This window comes from Bradyrhizobium sp. Ash2021, assembly GCF_031202265.1.
Taxonomy (GTDB): domain Bacteria; phylum Pseudomonadota; class Alphaproteobacteria; order Rhizobiales; family Xanthobacteraceae; genus Bradyrhizobium.
Window position 1 is genome coordinate 9,234,633 of sequence record NZ_CP100604.1, and the last position, 17,500, is coordinate 9,252,132.

A 17,500-nucleotide genomic window follows, 5' to 3' on the forward strand; every position below is an offset into this window, starting at 1 on the left:
ACGGTTACCGCGCCACCTTCCTTCGCCCATACCACCACAGCACGAGATTCCAGCTCACGCAGACCGCCAGCGCCGCGCTGAGGGCGATCGCCGAGCCGAACTGCAGTGCGGCGACATGCAGCACGGCAATGGCGACGCCGAGCCCCATCAATCCCCAGGCGCTGTTGGCGAGCACCGCCGCGGTCGGCGGGCCGCCGATGCGCGGATGCAGGATCAGCATTATTGAAGTGAACACGGCCGGGAACAGCGCGATGATGCCGCTGATTTTGGGACCGACCCAGCCGGACAGCGTGACCACGGTTGCCACCAAGGTCGCGACCAGGCAGGCGCGCAGCGGAATGTCGTACCAGCGGCGTGCAACGATCGGCATCTTGACGTGACGGTAGCGCTGCAACAGCGGCACGCAGATCGCAAACGCAATCGCATTGGCGATCAATCCGCCGGCCAGCGTCCATTGCACCGAGCGGATCACGGACGCGAGCGCGATCCAGACTGCGACCGCGGCGCCGGCGCTGACCAGCACGCTGCGGCGCTGCGCCAGGATGACATAGCTGAGCCCCAGCAGGATCGTCGCGGCATTGATCGGCAGGCTCGCCAGCGCGCCCTCGGCGATGAACGCGGCGTCATGATCGAGCGCGAGGAAGACATAGGACGGCCCCGCCGAAATCGGCAGCGTCGCGACCAGCGCACCGATCACGGGGCCCGACCGCTCGGTGATGACGGAGGCCGTCACCACGAACGCCGCCGTGATCGCCATACGAAGGACGAGCGTCAGGATGAAGATGAGTTCGGGGGACATTTTTGTCGTCCCGGCGAAGGCCGGGATCCATAACCGCAGCTGTTCGTGTGGCGCGAAAGCCGTTGAGCGGCGGATCTAGAAACGAGGGGACACGGCGTATGGGTTCCGGCTTTCGCCGGGACGACGCAAGATCAAATCCGCTTCATCGAAACCGAAACCTTCGGGCCGTTCTTGATGGTCTGGTAGACCACGCAATAGCGCTCCGTCAGTTTCAACAGCAGGTCGAGCTTGTCCTGGGGCGCGTCGGTTGCGACGTCGAAGCGCAGGCGGATTTCGGCAAAGCCGACCGGGGCTTCCTTGTCGACGCCGAGCGTGCCGCGGAAATCGAGATCGCCTTCGGCGATGACGTTGCCGGCTTTCAGGGGCACGTCGACCGCGGTCGCGACCGATTTCAGCGTGACCCCGGCGCAGGCCACTAGTGCCTCCAGCAGCATGTCGCCCGAGCACAATTCAAGTCCGGAGCCGCCGGTGGCGGGATGCAGACCTGCCACCGCGAGCGCGCGGCCGGTCTCGACCTTGCAGGTGAGGCCGTCATTGTCGATCGAGCCCTTGGCCTTGAGCGTGATGACCGCGGCGGAGGGATCGGACTTGTAACGTTCCTTGATCGGGGCCTGCATAATGCGCAGTTCGGCAGCGTCCATTTTTTTCTCCCGGATGCTTCTTGTAGGGCGGCTTTAATACCAAATCACGCCGATGTCACCACGCAAGGTTGCGGCCCAGACAAAATCATTTGATAGTTCAATACGTTATATATACATGCCCTTTGGAATTCCACCATGGATACGCCGCCGCCGCAGAATGTACAGTGACAGCGCAAGCGGCGTCCGATATCGGGGTAGGTCATGGACAGCGCCGTGACCGAGCCCCGCCCACAAGCCGACGAACGGTTCGATACCGCGCGGATCACCGCCGCGGTCGACGCGCTTGCCGAACAACACGCCGGCCGCGAGGACGTGTTTCGCGCGGCGATGGCGCAACTGCTCAAGGCCGAAATGGTCGCGGCGCGCACCACCGCCCAGGCCGTGCTGCTGAAGGACCGGCACGGCCGGCACTGCGCGGAGCGGCTGTGTTTCGTCCAGGACGAGATCATCCGCATCCTCTACGCCGCAGCAACCCGGCACCTTTATCGCTCGCATATTCCCTCCGGCGCCGAGCGCATGGCGGTGGTCGCCACCGGCGGCTATGGCCGCGGGTTGATGGCGCCCGAGTCCGATATCGATCTGCTGTTCATCCTGCCCTACAAGCAGACCGCCTGGGGCGAGCAGGTCGCCGAAGCCATCCTCTATTGCCTGTGGGACATGGGTTTGAAGGTCGGCCACGCCACCCGCTCGGTCGATGAATCGATCCGGCAGGCGCGCGGCGACATGACGATCCGCACCGCGATCCTCGAGACCCGGTTCCTGACCGGCGACCAGCCGCTGTACGACGAACTGGTCAACCGGTTCGACAAGGAGGTCGTGCAGGGCACCGCGTCCGAATTCGTCACCGCAAAGCTCGCCGAGCGCGAGGAGCGGCACCGCCGCGCCGGCCAATCGCGCTATCTGGTCGAGCCCAATGTGAAGGACGGCAAGGGCGGGCTGCGCGACCTGCACACGCTGTTCTGGATCGCCAAATATGTCTACCGCGTGCGCGAGACCGACGAACTGCTGGAACGCGGCGTGTTCGACGCGCAGGAATACCGCACCTTCCGCCGCTGCGCCGATTTCCTGTGGTCGGTCCGCTGCAACATCCATTTCTTCTCCGGGCGGCCTGAGGAGCGGTTGTCGTTCGACATGCAGCGCGAGATCGCGGTCCGGCTCGGCTATACCTCGCATCCCGGCATGCAGGATGTCGAACGCTTCATGAAGCACTACTTCCTGATCGCCAAGGACGTCGGCGATCTCACCGCGATCCTGTGCGCCAAGCTGGAAGAAGAGCAGAAGAAGCCGGCACCGGTCCTGAGCCGCATGGTGGCTCGCTTAAGGCCGAGCATGCACCGGCGGCGGGTGCCCGACAGCGACGATTTCATCGTCGACAACAACCGCATCAACCTCGCCGCCCCCGATGTCTTCAAGCACGACCCGGTCAATCTGATCCGGATCTTCCGCCTGGCGCAGAAGAACAATCTCGCCTTCCACCCCGACGCCATGCGCACGGTGACGCGCTCGCTGAAGCTGATCAACACGCCGCTGCGCGAGAACCCGGAAGCCAACCGGCTGTTCATGGAAATCCTGGCATCGAACGATGCGGAGACCGTGCTACGGCGCATGAACGAGACCGGCGTGCTCGGTCATTTCATCCGCGCCTTCGGCAAGATCGTGTCGATGATGCAGTTCAACATGTATCATCACTACACGGTCGACGAACATCTGCTGCGCTGCATCGGCCATTTGCAGGAGATCGAACGCGGCGGCAACGACGAGTTCATCGTCGCCAGCGATTTGATGCGCAAGATCCGCCCCGAGCACCGCGCGGTGATCTACATCACCACGCTGCTGCACGACGTCGCCAAGGGCCGCCCCGAGGATCATTCGATCGCCGGCGCCAAGGTAGCGCGGCGGCTGTGCCCGCGGCTCGGATTCAACACCGCCGACACCGAACTGATCGCCTGGCTGATCGAGCAGCATCTGACGATGTCGTCGGTGGCGCAGTCGCGCGACCTGTCCGACCGCAAGACGATCGAGAATTTCGCCGCCGTCGTGCAGTCGGTCGAGCAGATGAAGCTGTTGACCATCCTGACCACGGCCGACATCCGCGGCGTCGGGCCCGGCGTCTGGAACGGCTGGAAGGCGCAGCTGCTGCGCACGCTGTATTACGAGACCGAGCCGGTGCTGACCGGCGGCTTCTCGGAAGTGAACCGCGCACAGCGCATCGAGGTCGCGCAACGGGAATTCCGCGCCGCCTTCAACGAATGGCCGGAGCAGGAACTCAACGCCTATATCGGCCGGCATTATCCGGCGTACTGGCTCAAGGTCGAGCTGCCGCGCAAGATCCGCCATGCCCGCTTCCTGCGCGCCAGCGAAACCGCCGGCCACAAGCTTGCGATCAATGTCGGCTTCGACGAGGCGCGCGGCGTCACCGAACTGACGATTCTGGCCGTCGACCATCCCTGGCTGCTGTCGATCATCGCCGGGGCCTGCGCGTCGGCGGGCGCCAATATCGTCGACGCGCAGATCTACACCACCACCGACGGCCGCGCGCTCGACACCATCGCGATCTCGCGGGAATACGACCGCGACGAGGACGAAGGACGGCGCGCCACCCGGATCGGCGAGATGATCGAGGACGTGCTCGAAGGCAAGTTGCGCCTGCCCGACGTGGTGGCGCGCCGGGCGGCGAGCCGCGGCAAGACGCGCCCTTTCGTGGTCGAGCCGGAAGTCATCATCAACAATCAATGGTCGGACCGCTACACCGTGATCGAGGTCTCCGGTCTCGACCGGCCGGGTCTGTTGTACCAGCTGACGACGGCGATCTCGAAACTCAACCTCAATATCGCCTCGGCCCATGTCGCGACTTTCGGCGAGCGCGCCCGCGACGTGTTCTACGTCACCGACCTCTTGGGCGCGCAGATCAACGCACCGACGCGGCAGGCCGCGATCAAGAGCGCGCTGATCCATCTGCTCACCAACGAAGACACCGCGGCCCAGCCGGCGGCGTGAGCCGGGCGCTCTCTCCGCGCGTCATTTCCGGCACGCGCAACCGCGAGCCACGATGATGGACACGTTCTAGGCCGAGCGTGACCGGATGACGGATTGCGGCAGGGACGCGAGAAACAACACCGCACAGACGCACAGCAGGACGATGTCCTTGAATATGAACTCGCCGGTCAAATTCCAGGCTATCGGATCGGTCGACAGGCTCCATTTGACAACACCGGGAGTCGTGAAGAAAAACGACCAAGTGATGGCAAAAGTGATCACCCCCATCAGCGAACCGATCGCCGACAGGATCGGGCTGAACGCGCCCGCCGCGAGCAGCGCCGCAATGCCAAACTCAGCAACGCCGAGGAAATACGCCTCTCCCCTTAGGCCGAATACCGATAGCCACGAAATAAATGGACTATTGCTGATGAACTGAACAATGCCCTGGGCCGACTGCAGCGTGAACTTCTGCATGCCAAACGACACGAAGATCACGACCATGACCCAGCGCAGTATGGCCAGAACACGATAGGATCCGGCGCCTTTTTCGGCGATGTTGAGTGATGTTTTCATGCCGACCATTTCGTTCCCTGATCAAGATTGACGACAGCTGCCGCTTTTCGCGGCACGTTCCCGATTTACGCACGCGCGGCACCTTCGTTACGCGCAGCCACGGTTCCACGAATCACGATTGTGTGCATGCGACAGGCGCGAAATTTTCGCGGAACGAAAATGCGGCGGCAGCGCGTACCGTGATGCATGATCGCCGGAGGATTCGTCCTCCTTCGTCGTGACGATTCCGCGAATCGCTGCGTCTTCCCAGACCGTCGCCGTTCCAACTGTCTGATGTTTGCAACACTGCGCGCGGATTTTTCCTGTGTCACAATCGCGCCGCACGAAAATCCAAATTGAAAATGCAGTCTGCTCTGGTTCGACGCAAATCAGAGGGGATACTGGATGCGACAAGAACGAACGCCGATGAAAGGCAATGGGGAGCCGGCTGGCTACACCTTCTTCTTTCAGATCGCGAACGAAGGTGGACGGCGGGCGTGCTGCGTCAGGGTAGACGCCTCGGACATACACGAGGCGTCGGCGCTTTTTCGGCAGAAATGGCCTGTCATCGAATCGATGGCCCGCGACGGCATCAACAGCGGGGACAGCGCCGACGGGGTCATCACGCTTGTTATGCCTTGATTGGCGCTTCCCGGCCGTCGAACAGCCCGTTACGAGCCTCGTTCTTCGCCCCTAGCAACTTCGCCTCCGCGACGTGCGGCGAAACTAACTTCGCTGTCAGAAACTGTCGCCTTTGTAAGTTGTAATCATTGGATCGGTTGGGTCTCCTGATCGTTCTTCCTGCGGCGGTATTCGTCGCTGCAATTGAACCACGGAGGAGGATCCCGATGAACAACAAGTTCTTTAGAAGCCTCATCGCAGGCGCGCTTGCTACGTCGCTAGCGCTTGCGTCACCGGCGCTCGCCCGCGGTGGCGGCGGTGGTGGTGGCGGGCACGGCGGCGGTGGTGGCGGTGGCGGACACGGCGGCGGCTTTGGCGGCGGCATGGGCGGCGGTCATGGCGGCGGCTTTGGCGGCGGCATGCATGGCGGCGGCTTTGGCGGCGGTGGCCCGCACTTCGGCGGTGGAGGCGCGCATTTCGCCGCTATCGGCGGACCGCATTTCGTCGGCGGACGTTTCGGAGGCGCGCGGTTCGCCCATGCCGGAATCTCGCCCCGGTTCGCGTTCCATAACGGCCGATTCTTCCATAACGGCCGGTTCTTCCATCATCGCCACCATCGCTTCGCATTCTTTGACGGGTCCTATGTCTACGCCGGCTACGACGATTGCTGGCGCCGGGTGTGGACGTCCTATGGATTGCAGTGGGTCAACGTCTGCTACGGCAACTATTACTGACGCGGCCGAAGCGCGGCGCGATCGAACGGACGCCGCTGTCATCTCGATCCGGCGCATGGCTGGAACGCCGCCCGACGCGTTGGCCTGTATCGCGTACCATCGCGTCGGCTCGGTTCACGGGCAAGCTGCGGTCGTGAGCAGCGAAGCCGAATCTGGATCGGCCGGCTGCGGCCATCACGCTTATGTGCGACCCGTCAGACGACCTTCCACTCGGTTTCTGACGTATATCTAGGCCAAGCGAGGCGACTTGGACGCTTGAGACTTGGGCGCTCGTTTGGGCGCTTGATTGGGCGCTCGACCGGTCGTTCGGAGAACAAGGACCATGACGGGAGGTCACCGCCGTATTCTGGTCGTTGAAGACGACCCGGAAACCGCCGGGCAGCTGGTGGATTCGCTCACCAGCAGCGGCTACCAGGTGGATCTGGCCGCCACCGGCAACGAGGCGCTGAACCGCGGCGCGACCTCCGACTATGCCGTGATCACGATCGATCGCATGCTTCCGGATATCGACGGCATTGCGGTGATGCGTCAATTGCGCGACGACGGCGTTGCCGCACCCGTGCTGATCATCAGCGCGCTCGGAGAGGTCGACGACCGGGTGCGCGGTCTGCGTTCCGGCGGCGACGACTACCTGGTCAAGCCGTTTTCCTTCGTCGAATTGCTGGCGCGCGTCGAGGCGCTGGGGCGGCGCAGCGATACCATCGTCAAGGAGACCATTTTGCGGGTCGGCGATCTCGCCGTCGACCTGATGTCGCGGACCGCCAGCCGGCACGGCAAGGACATCCTGCTGCTGCCCAGGGAATTCCAGCTTCTGGAATATCTGGTGCGCAACGAGGGTCGCGTCGTATCCCGGGCGATGCTGCTGCAGCACGTCTGGGACCTTCATTTCGATCCCTCGACCAATATCATCGATGTCTATGTCGGACGCGTGCGCCGCAAGGTCGACGGCCAGCAGGCCTATCCGCTGATCCATACGGTGCGCGGCATGGGATACTGCCTCCGTGCTCCTGACTAAGACGCTCACGTCATCGACGTTCCGGCTGGCGCTGATCGCGATCGGGACATTTGGCCTGATCGCGTCGGCGATTTTCAGCTACGTCTATCTATCCACCTCCTCCTACGTGCGCGGCCGCTCGGATCGCGCCATCATGACCGATTATGTCAGCCTGCAAGGCGCTTACGCGCAATCGGGGCGCGAAGGCCTGGCCGCCCTGATCGAGCAGCGCATCGCCGACCGGGGCTTTGCCGGCAATGTCTATCTGCTCGTCGATCGCGCATTGGTCCCGCTGGCCGGGAACCTGAAGGCATGGCCGGCGACGGTCGCGGCGGCCAGGGGATGGGCCGAGTTTCGCGCGCCGGAGCCGTTGCGTGGCACGGCCGACCGGCCGCTGCTGCGGGCCATGCTCGAAACCTTCGCCAACGGCGATCGTCTGCTGGTGGGACGCGATATCGGTGACCTCGACAGCTTTACCGATCAGATGAAGCTCGCGGTGATCTCGGGCATCGCATTGATCTTCGTGCTGGCGGCAGTCGCCAGCATTCTGGTGACGCGGCGGACCGTCGGGCGCATCGAATCGATCAACGCGACCAGCCGGGCCATCATGCAGAGCGGGCTCGACAAGCGCATCCCGCTCCGCGGCACCAATGACGAATGGGATCGCGTTGCGGAGAATCTCAATCAGATGCTGGACCGCATCGAAACCCTGGTGGGCGAGGTCAAGCAGGTCAGCGACAACGTCGCGCACGATCTGCGGACCCCGCTGACGCGGATGCGCGGGCGGCTGGAGAAGGCCTATCACGGTCAGCGCGATGGCGCCGGCGATCAATCGCTGATCGGCGACACCATCGCCGACCTCGACGCGGTGTTGCGGATATTCTCCTCGCTGACACGGATTGCGCAGATCGAGACCCGGGAGCGCAAGGGCGCGTTCCGCACCGTGAACCTGGTCGAAATCGCCGGTGAGGTCGTCGAGCTGTACGATGCCGCGGCCGAACCGGACGGCACCCGTCTCACCATTGTCGGCGATCCCAAGGTGCTGGTGACGGGCGATCGCGATCTGATCTTCGACGCGATCGCCAATCTCGTCGACAATGCGATCAAGCACGGCCGCGCCGGAGGGCATGTCGTGGTGGCGAACGAGACCATCGACGGCAGGCCGGTGGTCTCGATCGCCGATGACGGGCCGGGAATTCCCGCCGACCAGCATGAGCATGTCTTCAAGCGCTTCTACCGGCTCGAGCAGAGCCGCTACACGCCGGGAAACGGTCTCGGGCTGAGCCTTGTGGCCGCCGTCGCCCGCCTGCACGGTGCACGGATCGAGATGCGCGACAATTCGCCGGGGCTCAAGCTCATGCTGTGGTTTTCGGCGCCGGCCGGTTAGCGTCGAGAAATCATTCCGTGAGGTCATTTCCATTGATCGTCCCGCGCGACGCGAATTGGGGCGATCGCTGGCGTATCTCGCGTGGTCCCGGCCGCACCGACGGGTCGCGCCCGAGCTTGGGCTTCAATCCCACAAGGTCAACGAAGAGGTCGGCCTGCCGCCGCAATTCGTCGGCCACCATCGGCGGCTGGCTGGCATTGGTAGAGACGACGGTAACGTGGACGCCGCGGCGCTGCATCGCTTCGAGCAGCGGGCGGAAGTCCCCATCGCCGGAGAACAGAAACATCTGGTCGATATGACCGGCGAGCGCCATCGCATTGACGGCGAGCTCGATATTCATGCTGCCCTTCGCCTTGCGGCGGCCGCCGGCGTCGATGAACTCCTTGGTGGGCTTGGTAACGACGGTATAGCCGTTATAGTCGAGCCAATCGATGAGGGGACGGACCGATGAATATTCCTGATCCTCGATAATGGTTGTGAAATAGAACGCCCGCAGCAGCACGCCACGGCTCTGGAATTCCTTGAGCAGACGCTTGTAATCGACCTCGAAACCGAGCGCTCTGCAGGTCGCGTGGAGATTGGCGCCATCGATAAAGAGCGCGATCTTGTCGAGCGGTGACATCAGGCACTGATCTCCTAATTCGAGACGCGCAGGTCAGCAGGGTGATCTCTGCCTGCGGGTCGGAAGATGCCGAAGCTGGCCGATGTGACGAGGCAGCTAGCGCGACCCGGAGGGACAAAGCGTCGATGCGAACGATGCGCCTGAGGCGCTGTTGCAGCGGCCCACCCGGTCGCGGCAGATGGTTCGGGCGCACCACGTCAATCTAGCTGGTGTTTTCGGGATCCGTCCAGTTGCGGCCGCCGAGAACGGCCGTACTCGCCTCCACGAGGGCAAAATAGTTTCCAAAGAAAACCAGAAAGCCGAGATCGATCAGTTCAAGGGCAGCCTGCCATGAACGCTCGTCCGGCACGGATCCATAGCCTCCACGAATAACGAATGGTCGGAAGCCGCCGCCGCGCGGCCGGCGCCTTGCTTCCGGTCCGATGCCATTCGAGCAATGGATCAATCGCAGGCTTGGCTTTGACATATCAATCCCCGGATTTGTGGCGGGACAAGACGGCGGTCGTTAAGCAAGCAGGATTAACAAAGCGGCTATTCCGGACAACGGCGGCGACATGCAACGTCCAATGCGAGCAGGTCGCTCAGGTGCGGCTCGGCTATCCAGCGAGCGTAATCGCGCAGATGCGCCGGACCATTGAACGGAGGTTGATCCGTAGGTTACATTTGGTTGAGAGGAACATACCTAGGTTTAGGATCGGCGGCCTGAGCCTGGCGAGGGACAGGCGCACGAACGGCCCCGACGGCAAATGGCTTGAGACGCTGCGCATATCGCGGCGCACCATAACGTCCTGGTATTCACGCAACTACTTGACAGGCCGAAGCTTGAAAAGCTGCTAGGATGCTGTCCGTTGGGAGGGCCACGTCGTTGCCGCTGATGGTCGTGATCACCTGACGACGCAGCGCCGGCCCGGATGGCCAAATGCTTAGTGCTGCCATGCGTAACCAGAAACTGAAATTCTCGCGCTCTGCCGAGCAATCGCTGCTCGGCGGCATGGCGCTGGCGTGGCTGGCGGCAGCCTGCATCTGGCTCGTGCTCGGCCCCGCACCCGATATCGCTGACCATTTGATTGCCGTCGCGCTGCTGATCGCCTTGTTTCTCGCCGCAATGATCATGGTGCACCTGGTGGGGAGTACCCGCAGGCAAATGGAAGCCGAACTCGACAGCCGCACAAGGGCCGAACAGCGTGCGACAGAAGCGCTGCGCGAGAGCGAGGCGCAGTGGAAGGAGGTCTTCGAGCACAACCCGGTCATGTACTTCATGGTCGATGCGGACGGCACTGTCTTGTCCGTGAATACTTTTGGTGCCGCGCAGCTCGGCTATCCGGTCAGCGCATTGCTCGGGCAATCCGTGCTGAAAGTCTTCTTTGAGGAAGACCGGGACCGGGTCCGGAATAATGTTGCCGTCTGCCTGGACAATATCGGCCAAACCCACAGTTGGGAGATCCGAAAGGTCCGCAACGACGGTTCGGCGCTATGGGTTCGTGAAAACGCCAAAGCCGTGCGACGGCAGAATAACCGGTTGATCGTCCTGATCGCATGCGAGGACATCACCGAGCGCAAGGAGGCAGAAAACGCCCTGCGGCAGAGTGGGAACTATTTGGCCGAAGCGCAGCGATTGAGCCACACCGGCAGCTTCGGCTGGCGTGTCGCCACCGGCGAAAGCATCTGGTCGGACGAAACTTTCCGAATATTTGGCTACGACAGGGCACCTTTCGTCACGCTCGACATGGTCGTTCAACGCATTCATCCCGACGATCGAGCGGGCGCGCAACAGACCATCGACCGGGCGTCCAGCGACGGGAGGGATTTCGATCACGAATATCGATTGCTGCTGCCCGACGACTCGACCAAATGTGTCCATGCGACGGCGCATGCTGTGACCGATGCATCGGGCGGCGTCGAATTTGTCGGAGCGGTGACAGATGTCACGGAACACAAGCGAGCCGCAGAGAAACTGCATGAAGCGCAGGCCGAACTCGCGCACGTCGCGCGCGTGACGGCTCTCGGGGAACTGGCTGCATCGATCGCCCATGAGGTAAACCAGCCGCTCGCTGCCGTCGTCGCCAACGCCGCGGCCGCCCTGCGTTGGCTCGACCGCGACACTCCCGACCTGAAGGAAGCGCACATCGCTCTGGAGTCGATTGTCAATGACGGTAATCGGGCTAGCGAAGTGATCCAGCGCGTCCGTGCTCTGGTAACCAAGACCGCCTACCAGAAAGTGCCGCTGGACATCAATGAAGTCGTCAACGAGGTGATCACCTTGCTGCATCGCGAACTGTTCGGCCAGCGGACGTCGCTGCGTATGGAACTGGCCCCCGGCCTCGGCCTGGTCCTCGGCGATCGGATCGAGCTGCAGCAGGTAATCCTCAATCTCGTTGTCAACGGCATTGAAGCGATGCAACCCGTCACCGACCGACCGCGCGAGCTGGTGATCCGGACGCATCAGGATGAAGGTCGTCAAATTCTGGTCACGGTAAGCGACTGCGGTGTCGGATTGGCCGCCGAGCACGCCGACCGGCTGTTCGACCCCTTCTTCACCACCAAATCCGGCGGCATGGGCATGGGCCTGTCGATCTGCCGATCGATCGTCGAGTCTCATGGCGGGCGGCTGTCGGCCTCCGGCAATACGGGACCCGGTGCGACGTTTCAGTTCAGCTTGCCGATGCAGCAGGAGGACAATACACCGTGATCGGCCGTTCGACATCGCCTCGCAACGTTGCAAGCGCGGAGGAGCCGATCGTCTACGTTGTCGACGATGACGCGTCGGTGCGTGAGGCACTCAGCAGTCTGTTCCGGTCAGTGGGCTTGCGCGTCGAAGTGTTCGGGTCGGCTTCCGAATTCCTGCAGAGCAAGCTTCCGGATGTTGCCAGTTGCCTGATCCTTGACATCAGGCTGCCTCGACTGAGTGGTCTCGACTTTCAGGTCGACCTTGCCAGGGCGGGCATCCACATTCCAATCATCTTCATGACGGGTCACGGCGATATCCCGATGACGGTCAGGGCGATGAAAGCCGGCGCTGTCGACTTTCTGACCAAGCCATTCCGCGATCAGGACATGCTGGATGCCGTGGCGGCGGCGATCGAACGCGACCGAAATAGCCGCGATGAAGCCAAGATCCTCTCGGACCTGCATGCGCACTTCGAGACCCTGACCGCCCGGGAGCGGGAGGTGATGGCTCTGGTCACCGCTGGACTCATGAACAAGCAGGTCGCGGCCGAAATCGGAATTGCCGAGATCACCGTGAAGATACATCGCGGGCAAATCATGCGAAAAATGGCCGCGAAATCGCTGGCCGATCTGGTGAAGATGGCCCAGAGGCTCGGATTGCAGCGCGCGGCGCCGCCGCAGTGACCTGCGCATAAAGTGACCTGATGCATCATCAAGCCATCCGCTTGCGCCCTACAAACCTAAGTATGATTTTCCGTTCTTTATTTGCCGAGCACTCTGCCGCAAAGCGGCTTACACCAAGAGGTATTCTGCTCGCCCTCCAGGAAGGACCGCTTTGTCCAACCCAGCCGTAATTTCGATCATCGACGACGACGGCTCCGTTCGCGCCGCGACCTACAACTTCGTGAGGTCGCTTGGATACATCGTCCATGCATTCGCATCGGCCGAGGAGTTCCTGCGCTCGCCTGACCTGAATGCCACCTCGTGCGTGATAGCAGATGTTCACATGCCAATAATGAACGGTCTCGAACTACAAGCCCACCTGCTTGCCGGCGGATACCGGGTGCCGTTCATTTTCATCACGGCTTTCTCTACCGAGAACGTTCGCGCGCGGGCCCTGACAGCAGGAGCGACCTGTTTCCTGGCCAAGCCGTTCGCCGGAGAAGCTTTGATCAGCTGCCTCGACCTCGCTCTGCGTAATCACGGCGATGGAAGGAGCAATTGACGCAATTTGGCCAGGGCGGCACCGACCGGATCGGTCCGGGCGACGGCGGACAAAACGGGAACAGCATACCATCGACGTACCACCGACGCCATCGGGCGGGGGCCCGATATACGTAGGGATGAGCGGACCAACCATCTAGACAAGTTGAATATCGGGGGGGCGGGAATGAGACTAGGGGTATCGTCGCCTTTCGATAATTCGACGGCGAGATAATGCATCACACTACGATCAGTGAATGGCAATTCCTCAAAAGGAGGCCGCCATGCGTGCATGCCCACGCTGTTCCGAATGCGACAGTGAAGACGCCAAGATAGTCTCTTTGCGAAGTCCTGCGGGTGAACATTACTGCGGACGCGCTTGTCTTCGCGAAGGCCAGAAGAACTTCATTCGGTTGATGCAGCAGACGATTGCGGAGGCCGTGTCGTGACCAATCGCTGTGGCAATCCGGACTGCGATCGTCCCTTCGGGTTAGTCCGGTTCAGCTGGCACTTCGCGCAATTTTGCTCGGCCAGGTGCCGCGAGAACTACAAACGTCAGCGCGAACGCAACAAAGCCTATTGGCGATGGCTCTACAAATGTCCTGAGGCGTCTGTCGCAGACCAAAAATAGTCCGGCGACGCGGCAGCTCCCAGACCGGATACTTGTCGCTCGTGAGGCATTCTTGACGATACCGGAGTTGGAAGTGTCATTGGCGCGTAAGGAACCGGGCGCGTCAAGGAATCGCGGCGCACCCGCAATCGCGTCCCGGACGTTGCGGAAATCGAGCCCGTTGAACCGTTGCATTGGTGTCGATGGAGCGCGTGGGACATCAAGGAGCTATGATGACGACAGCACAAGCGATGATAGTCGGAGCGGTACTCGCGTGGGCGCCTTCGCTTCTTGTGTTCGCCTGGATCATGCGGGACATTCGAAACACCCGTGGCGAAGATCTCGATTAGCTCCAGGAAAACAAGCCGGTTACGATTGTCTGACGAGGGCTATCCCCGCCGAGGTGATTGCAGTGTAATGGCCAACACGCCAGTTGGCCGTGTTGGCCACGCGCTCACTCGAAGACGTTACGAGCGCTTCTAGAATTTGGTGATCGGCTCCAGCGTTTCGCCTTTGCGGAATGCGCGCAGCGGCGCGGTGTCGCTGTAGACGCGCTCCTCGATGATCTTGCCGTCTTGAATCCGGAATTTGTCGACGCCGCGCCAGTCGAACCGTGCGCCGTTGATGACCCGGGTGGTCTGCCATTCGATGATGACGACATCGCCGCGCGAGGTCCAGTCGAGCAATTGCCAGACGAAATCCGGGGCGGCGGCTTTCTGCACCTCCATCAGTCGATCGAGTTCGCTTCCCGAGACCGCGCGGTCCACCAGCGGCGTGTGCAGCAAGCCTTCCGGGTGCCACAGATCGAGAAAAGCCTTGCCATCGCGCGCCGCCCAGGCGGCGGCAAATCGCGTCACGAAATCCTGAATCTCTGCATCGGTCATTGGTCGTCTCCATTGTGTGTGATGGAGACGCTAAGGGCCGTTTCGGAATTCGTCTGGCGGTTTACGGACCTGACGTTTCCAGGGAAACGTCATTGCGAGCGAAGCGAAGCAATCCATCTCACCACGAAAAGAAAGAATGGATTGCTTCGTCGCTTCGCTCCTCGCAATGACGAGAAGCCGATATCAGCTAAATCGCCACGCCTTCGTGCTTTAGCAGCCAGCGCTTCCGCTCGAGCCCGCCGCCATATTTGACCAGGGAACCATTGGCGCCGATCAGGCGATGACAGGGGATCACCACGCTGATCGGATTTGAGCCGTTGGCGTGGCCGACCGCGCGCATCGCGTTGGGCAATTTCAGTTTCGCCGCCAGCGCGCCGTAGCTCATCGTTGTGCCGGCGGGGATTCCTGGCAGCGCGTTCCAGACCTTTTGCTGGAACGGCGTGCCGGCAACGCGCCATCTGATCGCGGTCAGGCGATCGAGATCGCCTTTGAAATAACCTGATAGCGCCGCCCTGAGCTCTTGGGGAGCCCGTGCGCCGCGCAACACCACGGCACCCACTTGCAGCCGCAGCAGCTCCTTCATGCGCGGCGCAAAATCCTCCCAGTCCAGCGCGCGCAAAACGCCGCCGGCATCGGTAACGAGCAGCGCCACGCCAATCGGCGTTTGCAGCCGGTCGAGACCGAACGTTTCAGGCGGCTTCGCGGGCATCGATTTTTCCGGACAGCGCGGGATGCTGGACGCCGGCGGCCCACAAATGCAAGGCCGCGTAGGCGCGCCACGGCCGCCAGCGCTCGGCGCGCGACAGCAGCTCCGGCGGCGAGGGACGCCGGCCGTCGGAATCGGCCAGGGCGCGCAGCAAGCCGACATCGGCGGCCGGGAACGCATCGGGTTCGCGCAGCTCGCGCATGGCGATGTATTGCGCGGTCCATTCACCGATCCCCGGCAACGACCGCAGTTTTACAATGGCGTCTTCGAGGTTGGCGCCGCGGCTGAAGATCGCGGGATCGGCGACAATCGCCTGCGCCAGCGACGTCACCGCTCTCGCCCGCGCACCGGGCATGCCGAGCGTTGCCAGATTTTCTCCTGCGATCCGCGCGGTCGACGGAAACAGATGGCTGAGGCCTTCGCTCTCGCGCAGCGCCGCCGGCAGCGGATCGCCAAAGGCCTGCACCAGTTTGCCGAGCAGTCTGGTCGCGGCCGGAACGGTGATCTGCTGGCCGAAGATTGCGCGCACCGCGAGCTCAAAACCGTCCCAGGCGCCGGGCACGCGCAGGCCCGGCCGTGCCGCCACCAGCGGCGCCAGCGCCGGATCGAGCGCCAGATGCGCCCCGATCGTATCGGGATCGGCCGATAGATCGAACACCCGCCGCACCCGCGCGATGATCTGCGGCAATGCCGCCATATCGGGAAAACGTACCCGGACATCGACGCGATTCTTGTCCGCCGGCTTGACGCTGATCACGCCGCAATTTTCGCCGATCGCGATCGAGCGCCGGTAGACATTTTCCGACACGGTCTCGACGCCGGGAATGGCGCGGGCGGCGAGAAAGGCCAGCATCGCGTCCCAATCATAGGGCGGCCGGTAGGCGAGACGAACCGACAATGCGCCGGCTTCGCGCCCGTCCTTGCCCCTGTCGCGGATACGCCGCAGCGCCGCCGGCGGACGGCCGAACAAGTCACGAAAGGTTTCGTTGAAACGGCGGACGCTGTTGAAACCCGAAGCCAGCGCGACCTCCGCCATCGGCAGCGTGGTCTCATGGATCAACTGCTTGGCGAGCAGCACCCGCCGCGTCTGCGCCACCGTGACCGGCGACGCACCGACATGCTGGGCGAACAGCCGCCGTAGCTGCCGCGCGCCGACGCCGAGCCGGTTGGCAAGGCCCTCGACATCGTCGCCGGCGAGCCCGCCGGATTCGATCAACGCCAGCGCGCGCGACACGGTGTTGGAGGTGCCGCGCCAGAACGCAAGCTCGGGCGAGACTTCCGGCCGGCAGCGCAGGCAGGGGCGAAAGCCGGCCTCCTGCGCCGCCGCCGCGGAAGGATAGAACGACACATTCTCGAATTTTGGCGTGCGCGCCGGACAGATCGGCCGGCAATAGATGCCCGTGGTCCTGACGCCAACGAACAGCCTTCCGTCGAAGCGCGCATCCCGCGTCGAGATCGCGCGGAAGCAGGCGGTGCGGTCCATATCCATCATGGAAATATCGGACAAACGATCAGCTCTCAAAAATCAGGCAGGTGGTTGTACCATGGGCGAGCAAACGCCCCTTGCCATCGGTGATGCGCCCTTCGGCGGTGCCGACACGCCGGCCGCGGCTCAACACGACGCCTTCGGCCCTGATCTCTCCGGTCTCCGGCGTAATCGGCCGCAGCAGCGAAATCTTGAACTCGAGCGTCGTCTGCCCGACGCCTTTCTCGAGGGTCGACTGGACGGCCAATCCCATGCAGCTGTCGAGCAGCGTGGCCGCCAGACCGCCGTGCACCGTGCCGGCAGGATTGAGATGAATGTCGCTCGGTTTCGCGGTAACGACCACGCGCCCGCTCGCGGCTTCAGCCACATCATAACCCAGGGTCTGGGCGATGGTGTTGAGGGGCAGCGTTCCGTCGGCCAGCCCCTGAACGAATTCCAGCCCGCTCATCGCCTTCTGCGTGCCGGCACTGACGGTCCCATAGGTCTTGCTGGCGTTACGACCCGGCATCATTGTCATTTCCTGGCGTTGCGGTGCATCGATCGAAGCATCATCGATCGGGACCGGATTGTCTGGCGGTTTTCGGACATCATCATTTTCGTCCAATTCCTAGTTAG

Annotated in this window: 17 protein-coding genes; 8 read left to right on the forward strand and 9 right to left on the reverse strand. The window is 62.7% G+C overall.

Annotated elements, in window-relative coordinates; translation table 11 throughout:
- Nucleotides 1–4: 4 nt before the first annotated feature.
- Nucleotides 5–799 carry a hypothetical protein gene (locus NL528_RS44340; RefSeq protein WP_309180645.1) on the reverse strand — a complete coding sequence of 265 codons (795 nt, stop codon included), beginning with the start codon at nucleotides 797–799 and terminating at the stop codon, nucleotides 5–7.
- Nucleotides 800–930: 131 nt separating this feature from the next.
- Nucleotides 931–1,440: an OsmC family protein gene (locus tag NL528_RS44345; protein WP_309180646.1), complete on the reverse strand. Its 510-nt coding sequence runs from the start codon at nucleotides 1,438–1,440 to the stop codon at nucleotides 931–933.
- Nucleotides 1,441–1,641: 201 nt separating this feature from the next.
- Here NL528_RS44345 and NL528_RS44350 point away from each other — a divergent pair, with 201 nt between their 5' ends.
- The gene (locus NL528_RS44350; protein WP_309180647.1) at nucleotides 1,642–4,437 is read left to right on the forward strand and encodes a [protein-PII] uridylyltransferase; all 2,796 of its coding nucleotides are present in this window, start codon (nucleotides 1,642–1,644) and stop codon (nucleotides 4,435–4,437) included.
- A 66-nt stretch (nucleotides 4,438–4,503) separates the two neighbouring features.
- On the opposite strand, the gene NL528_RS44355 is transcribed toward NL528_RS44350, so the two are convergent.
- Nucleotides 4,504–4,992, reverse strand: a complete 489-nt coding sequence (locus tag NL528_RS44355; protein ID WP_309185275.1) for a DUF417 family protein — start codon at nucleotides 4,990–4,992, stop codon at nucleotides 4,504–4,506.
- A 384-nt stretch (nucleotides 4,993–5,376) separates the two neighbouring features.
- Here NL528_RS44355 and NL528_RS44360 point away from each other — a divergent pair, with 384 nt between their 5' ends.
- The 4 genes from NL528_RS44360 (at nucleotide 5,377) to NL528_RS44375 (ending at nucleotide 8,707) form a co-directional block, all read left to right on the forward strand.
- A complete protein-coding gene (locus NL528_RS44360; RefSeq protein ID WP_309180648.1) occupies nucleotides 5,377–5,613 on the forward strand; it encodes a hypothetical protein in 237 nt (78 codons plus the stop codon).
- A gap of 206 nt (nucleotides 5,614–5,819) precedes the next feature.
- Entirely contained in the window at nucleotides 5,820–6,326 is a 507-nt protein-coding gene (locus NL528_RS44365) for a hypothetical protein (protein ID WP_309180649.1), read from the forward strand.
- 322 nt (nucleotides 6,327–6,648) lie between these two features.
- Nucleotides 6,649–7,341, forward strand: coding sequence for a response regulator transcription factor (locus tag NL528_RS44370; protein ID WP_309180650.1), 693 nt, complete (start codon nucleotides 6,649–6,651; stop codon nucleotides 7,339–7,341).
- Entirely contained in the window at nucleotides 7,328–8,707 is a 1,380-nt protein-coding gene (locus NL528_RS44375; RefSeq protein WP_309180652.1) for an ATP-binding protein, read from the forward strand. The genes NL528_RS44370 and NL528_RS44375 overlap by 14 nt, the downstream gene beginning before the upstream one ends.
- Nucleotides 8,708–8,717: 10 nt before the next feature.
- On the opposite strand, the gene NL528_RS44380 is transcribed toward NL528_RS44375, so the two are convergent.
- Together NL528_RS44380 and NL528_RS44385 are read right to left on the reverse strand one after the other, a co-directional pair.
- Nucleotides 8,718–9,329: an NYN domain-containing protein gene (locus NL528_RS44380; RefSeq protein ID WP_309180653.1), complete on the reverse strand. Its 612-nt coding sequence runs from the start codon at nucleotides 9,327–9,329 to the stop codon at nucleotides 8,718–8,720.
- A gap of 202 nt (nucleotides 9,330–9,531) precedes the next feature.
- A complete protein-coding gene (locus NL528_RS44385) occupies nucleotides 9,532–9,678 on the reverse strand; it encodes a hypothetical protein (protein ID WP_309180655.1) in 147 nt (48 codons plus the stop codon).
- A 570-nt stretch (nucleotides 9,679–10,248) separates the two neighbouring features.
- Here NL528_RS44385 and NL528_RS44390 point away from each other — a divergent pair.
- The 3 genes from NL528_RS44390 (at nucleotide 10,249) to NL528_RS44400 (ending at nucleotide 13,221) form a co-directional block, all read left to right on the forward strand.
- On the forward strand, nucleotides 10,249–12,018 hold the full coding sequence (locus tag NL528_RS44390) for a PAS domain S-box protein (protein WP_309180657.1): 1,770 nt from the start codon (nucleotides 10,249–10,251) through the stop codon (nucleotides 12,016–12,018).
- The gene (locus NL528_RS44395; protein WP_309180658.1) at nucleotides 12,015–12,680 is read left to right on the forward strand and encodes a response regulator transcription factor; all 666 of its coding nucleotides are present in this window, start codon (nucleotides 12,015–12,017) and stop codon (nucleotides 12,678–12,680) included. Before NL528_RS44390 ends, NL528_RS44395 begins: the two co-directional genes overlap by 4 nt.
- A gap of 151 nt (nucleotides 12,681–12,831) precedes the next feature.
- Nucleotides 12,832–13,221 (forward strand): response regulator, encoded by a 390-nt coding sequence (locus tag NL528_RS44400; protein ID WP_309180659.1) that lies wholly within the window; start codon nucleotides 12,832–12,834, stop codon nucleotides 13,219–13,221.
- Between the two features lie 1,067 nt (nucleotides 13,222–14,288).
- On the opposite strand, the gene NL528_RS44405 is transcribed toward NL528_RS44400, so the two are convergent.
- The 4 genes from NL528_RS44405 to NL528_RS44420 all read right to left on the reverse strand — a co-directional run bounded on the left by NL528_RS44405 (nucleotide 14,289) and on the right by NL528_RS44420 (nucleotide 17,396).
- On the reverse strand, nucleotides 14,289–14,693 hold the full coding sequence (locus NL528_RS44405) for a nuclear transport factor 2 family protein (RefSeq protein WP_309180660.1): 405 nt from the start codon (nucleotides 14,691–14,693) through the stop codon (nucleotides 14,289–14,291).
- A 187-nt stretch (nucleotides 14,694–14,880) separates the two neighbouring features.
- Nucleotides 14,881–15,402: a methylated-DNA--[protein]-cysteine S-methyltransferase gene (locus NL528_RS44410; RefSeq protein ID WP_309180661.1), complete on the reverse strand. Its 522-nt coding sequence runs from the start codon at nucleotides 15,400–15,402 to the stop codon at nucleotides 14,881–14,883.
- Nucleotides 15,383–16,891, reverse strand: coding sequence for an AlkA N-terminal domain-containing protein (locus tag NL528_RS44415; RefSeq protein ID WP_309180663.1), 1,509 nt, complete (start codon nucleotides 16,889–16,891; stop codon nucleotides 15,383–15,385). The genes NL528_RS44410 and NL528_RS44415 overlap by 20 nt, the downstream gene beginning before the upstream one ends.
- Before the next feature lie 19 nt (nucleotides 16,892–16,910).
- Nucleotides 16,911–17,396 (reverse strand): PaaI family thioesterase, encoded by a 486-nt coding sequence (locus NL528_RS44420; RefSeq protein WP_309180665.1) that lies wholly within the window; start codon nucleotides 17,394–17,396, stop codon nucleotides 16,911–16,913.
- Between the last annotated feature and the right edge of the window lie 104 nt (nucleotides 17,397–17,500).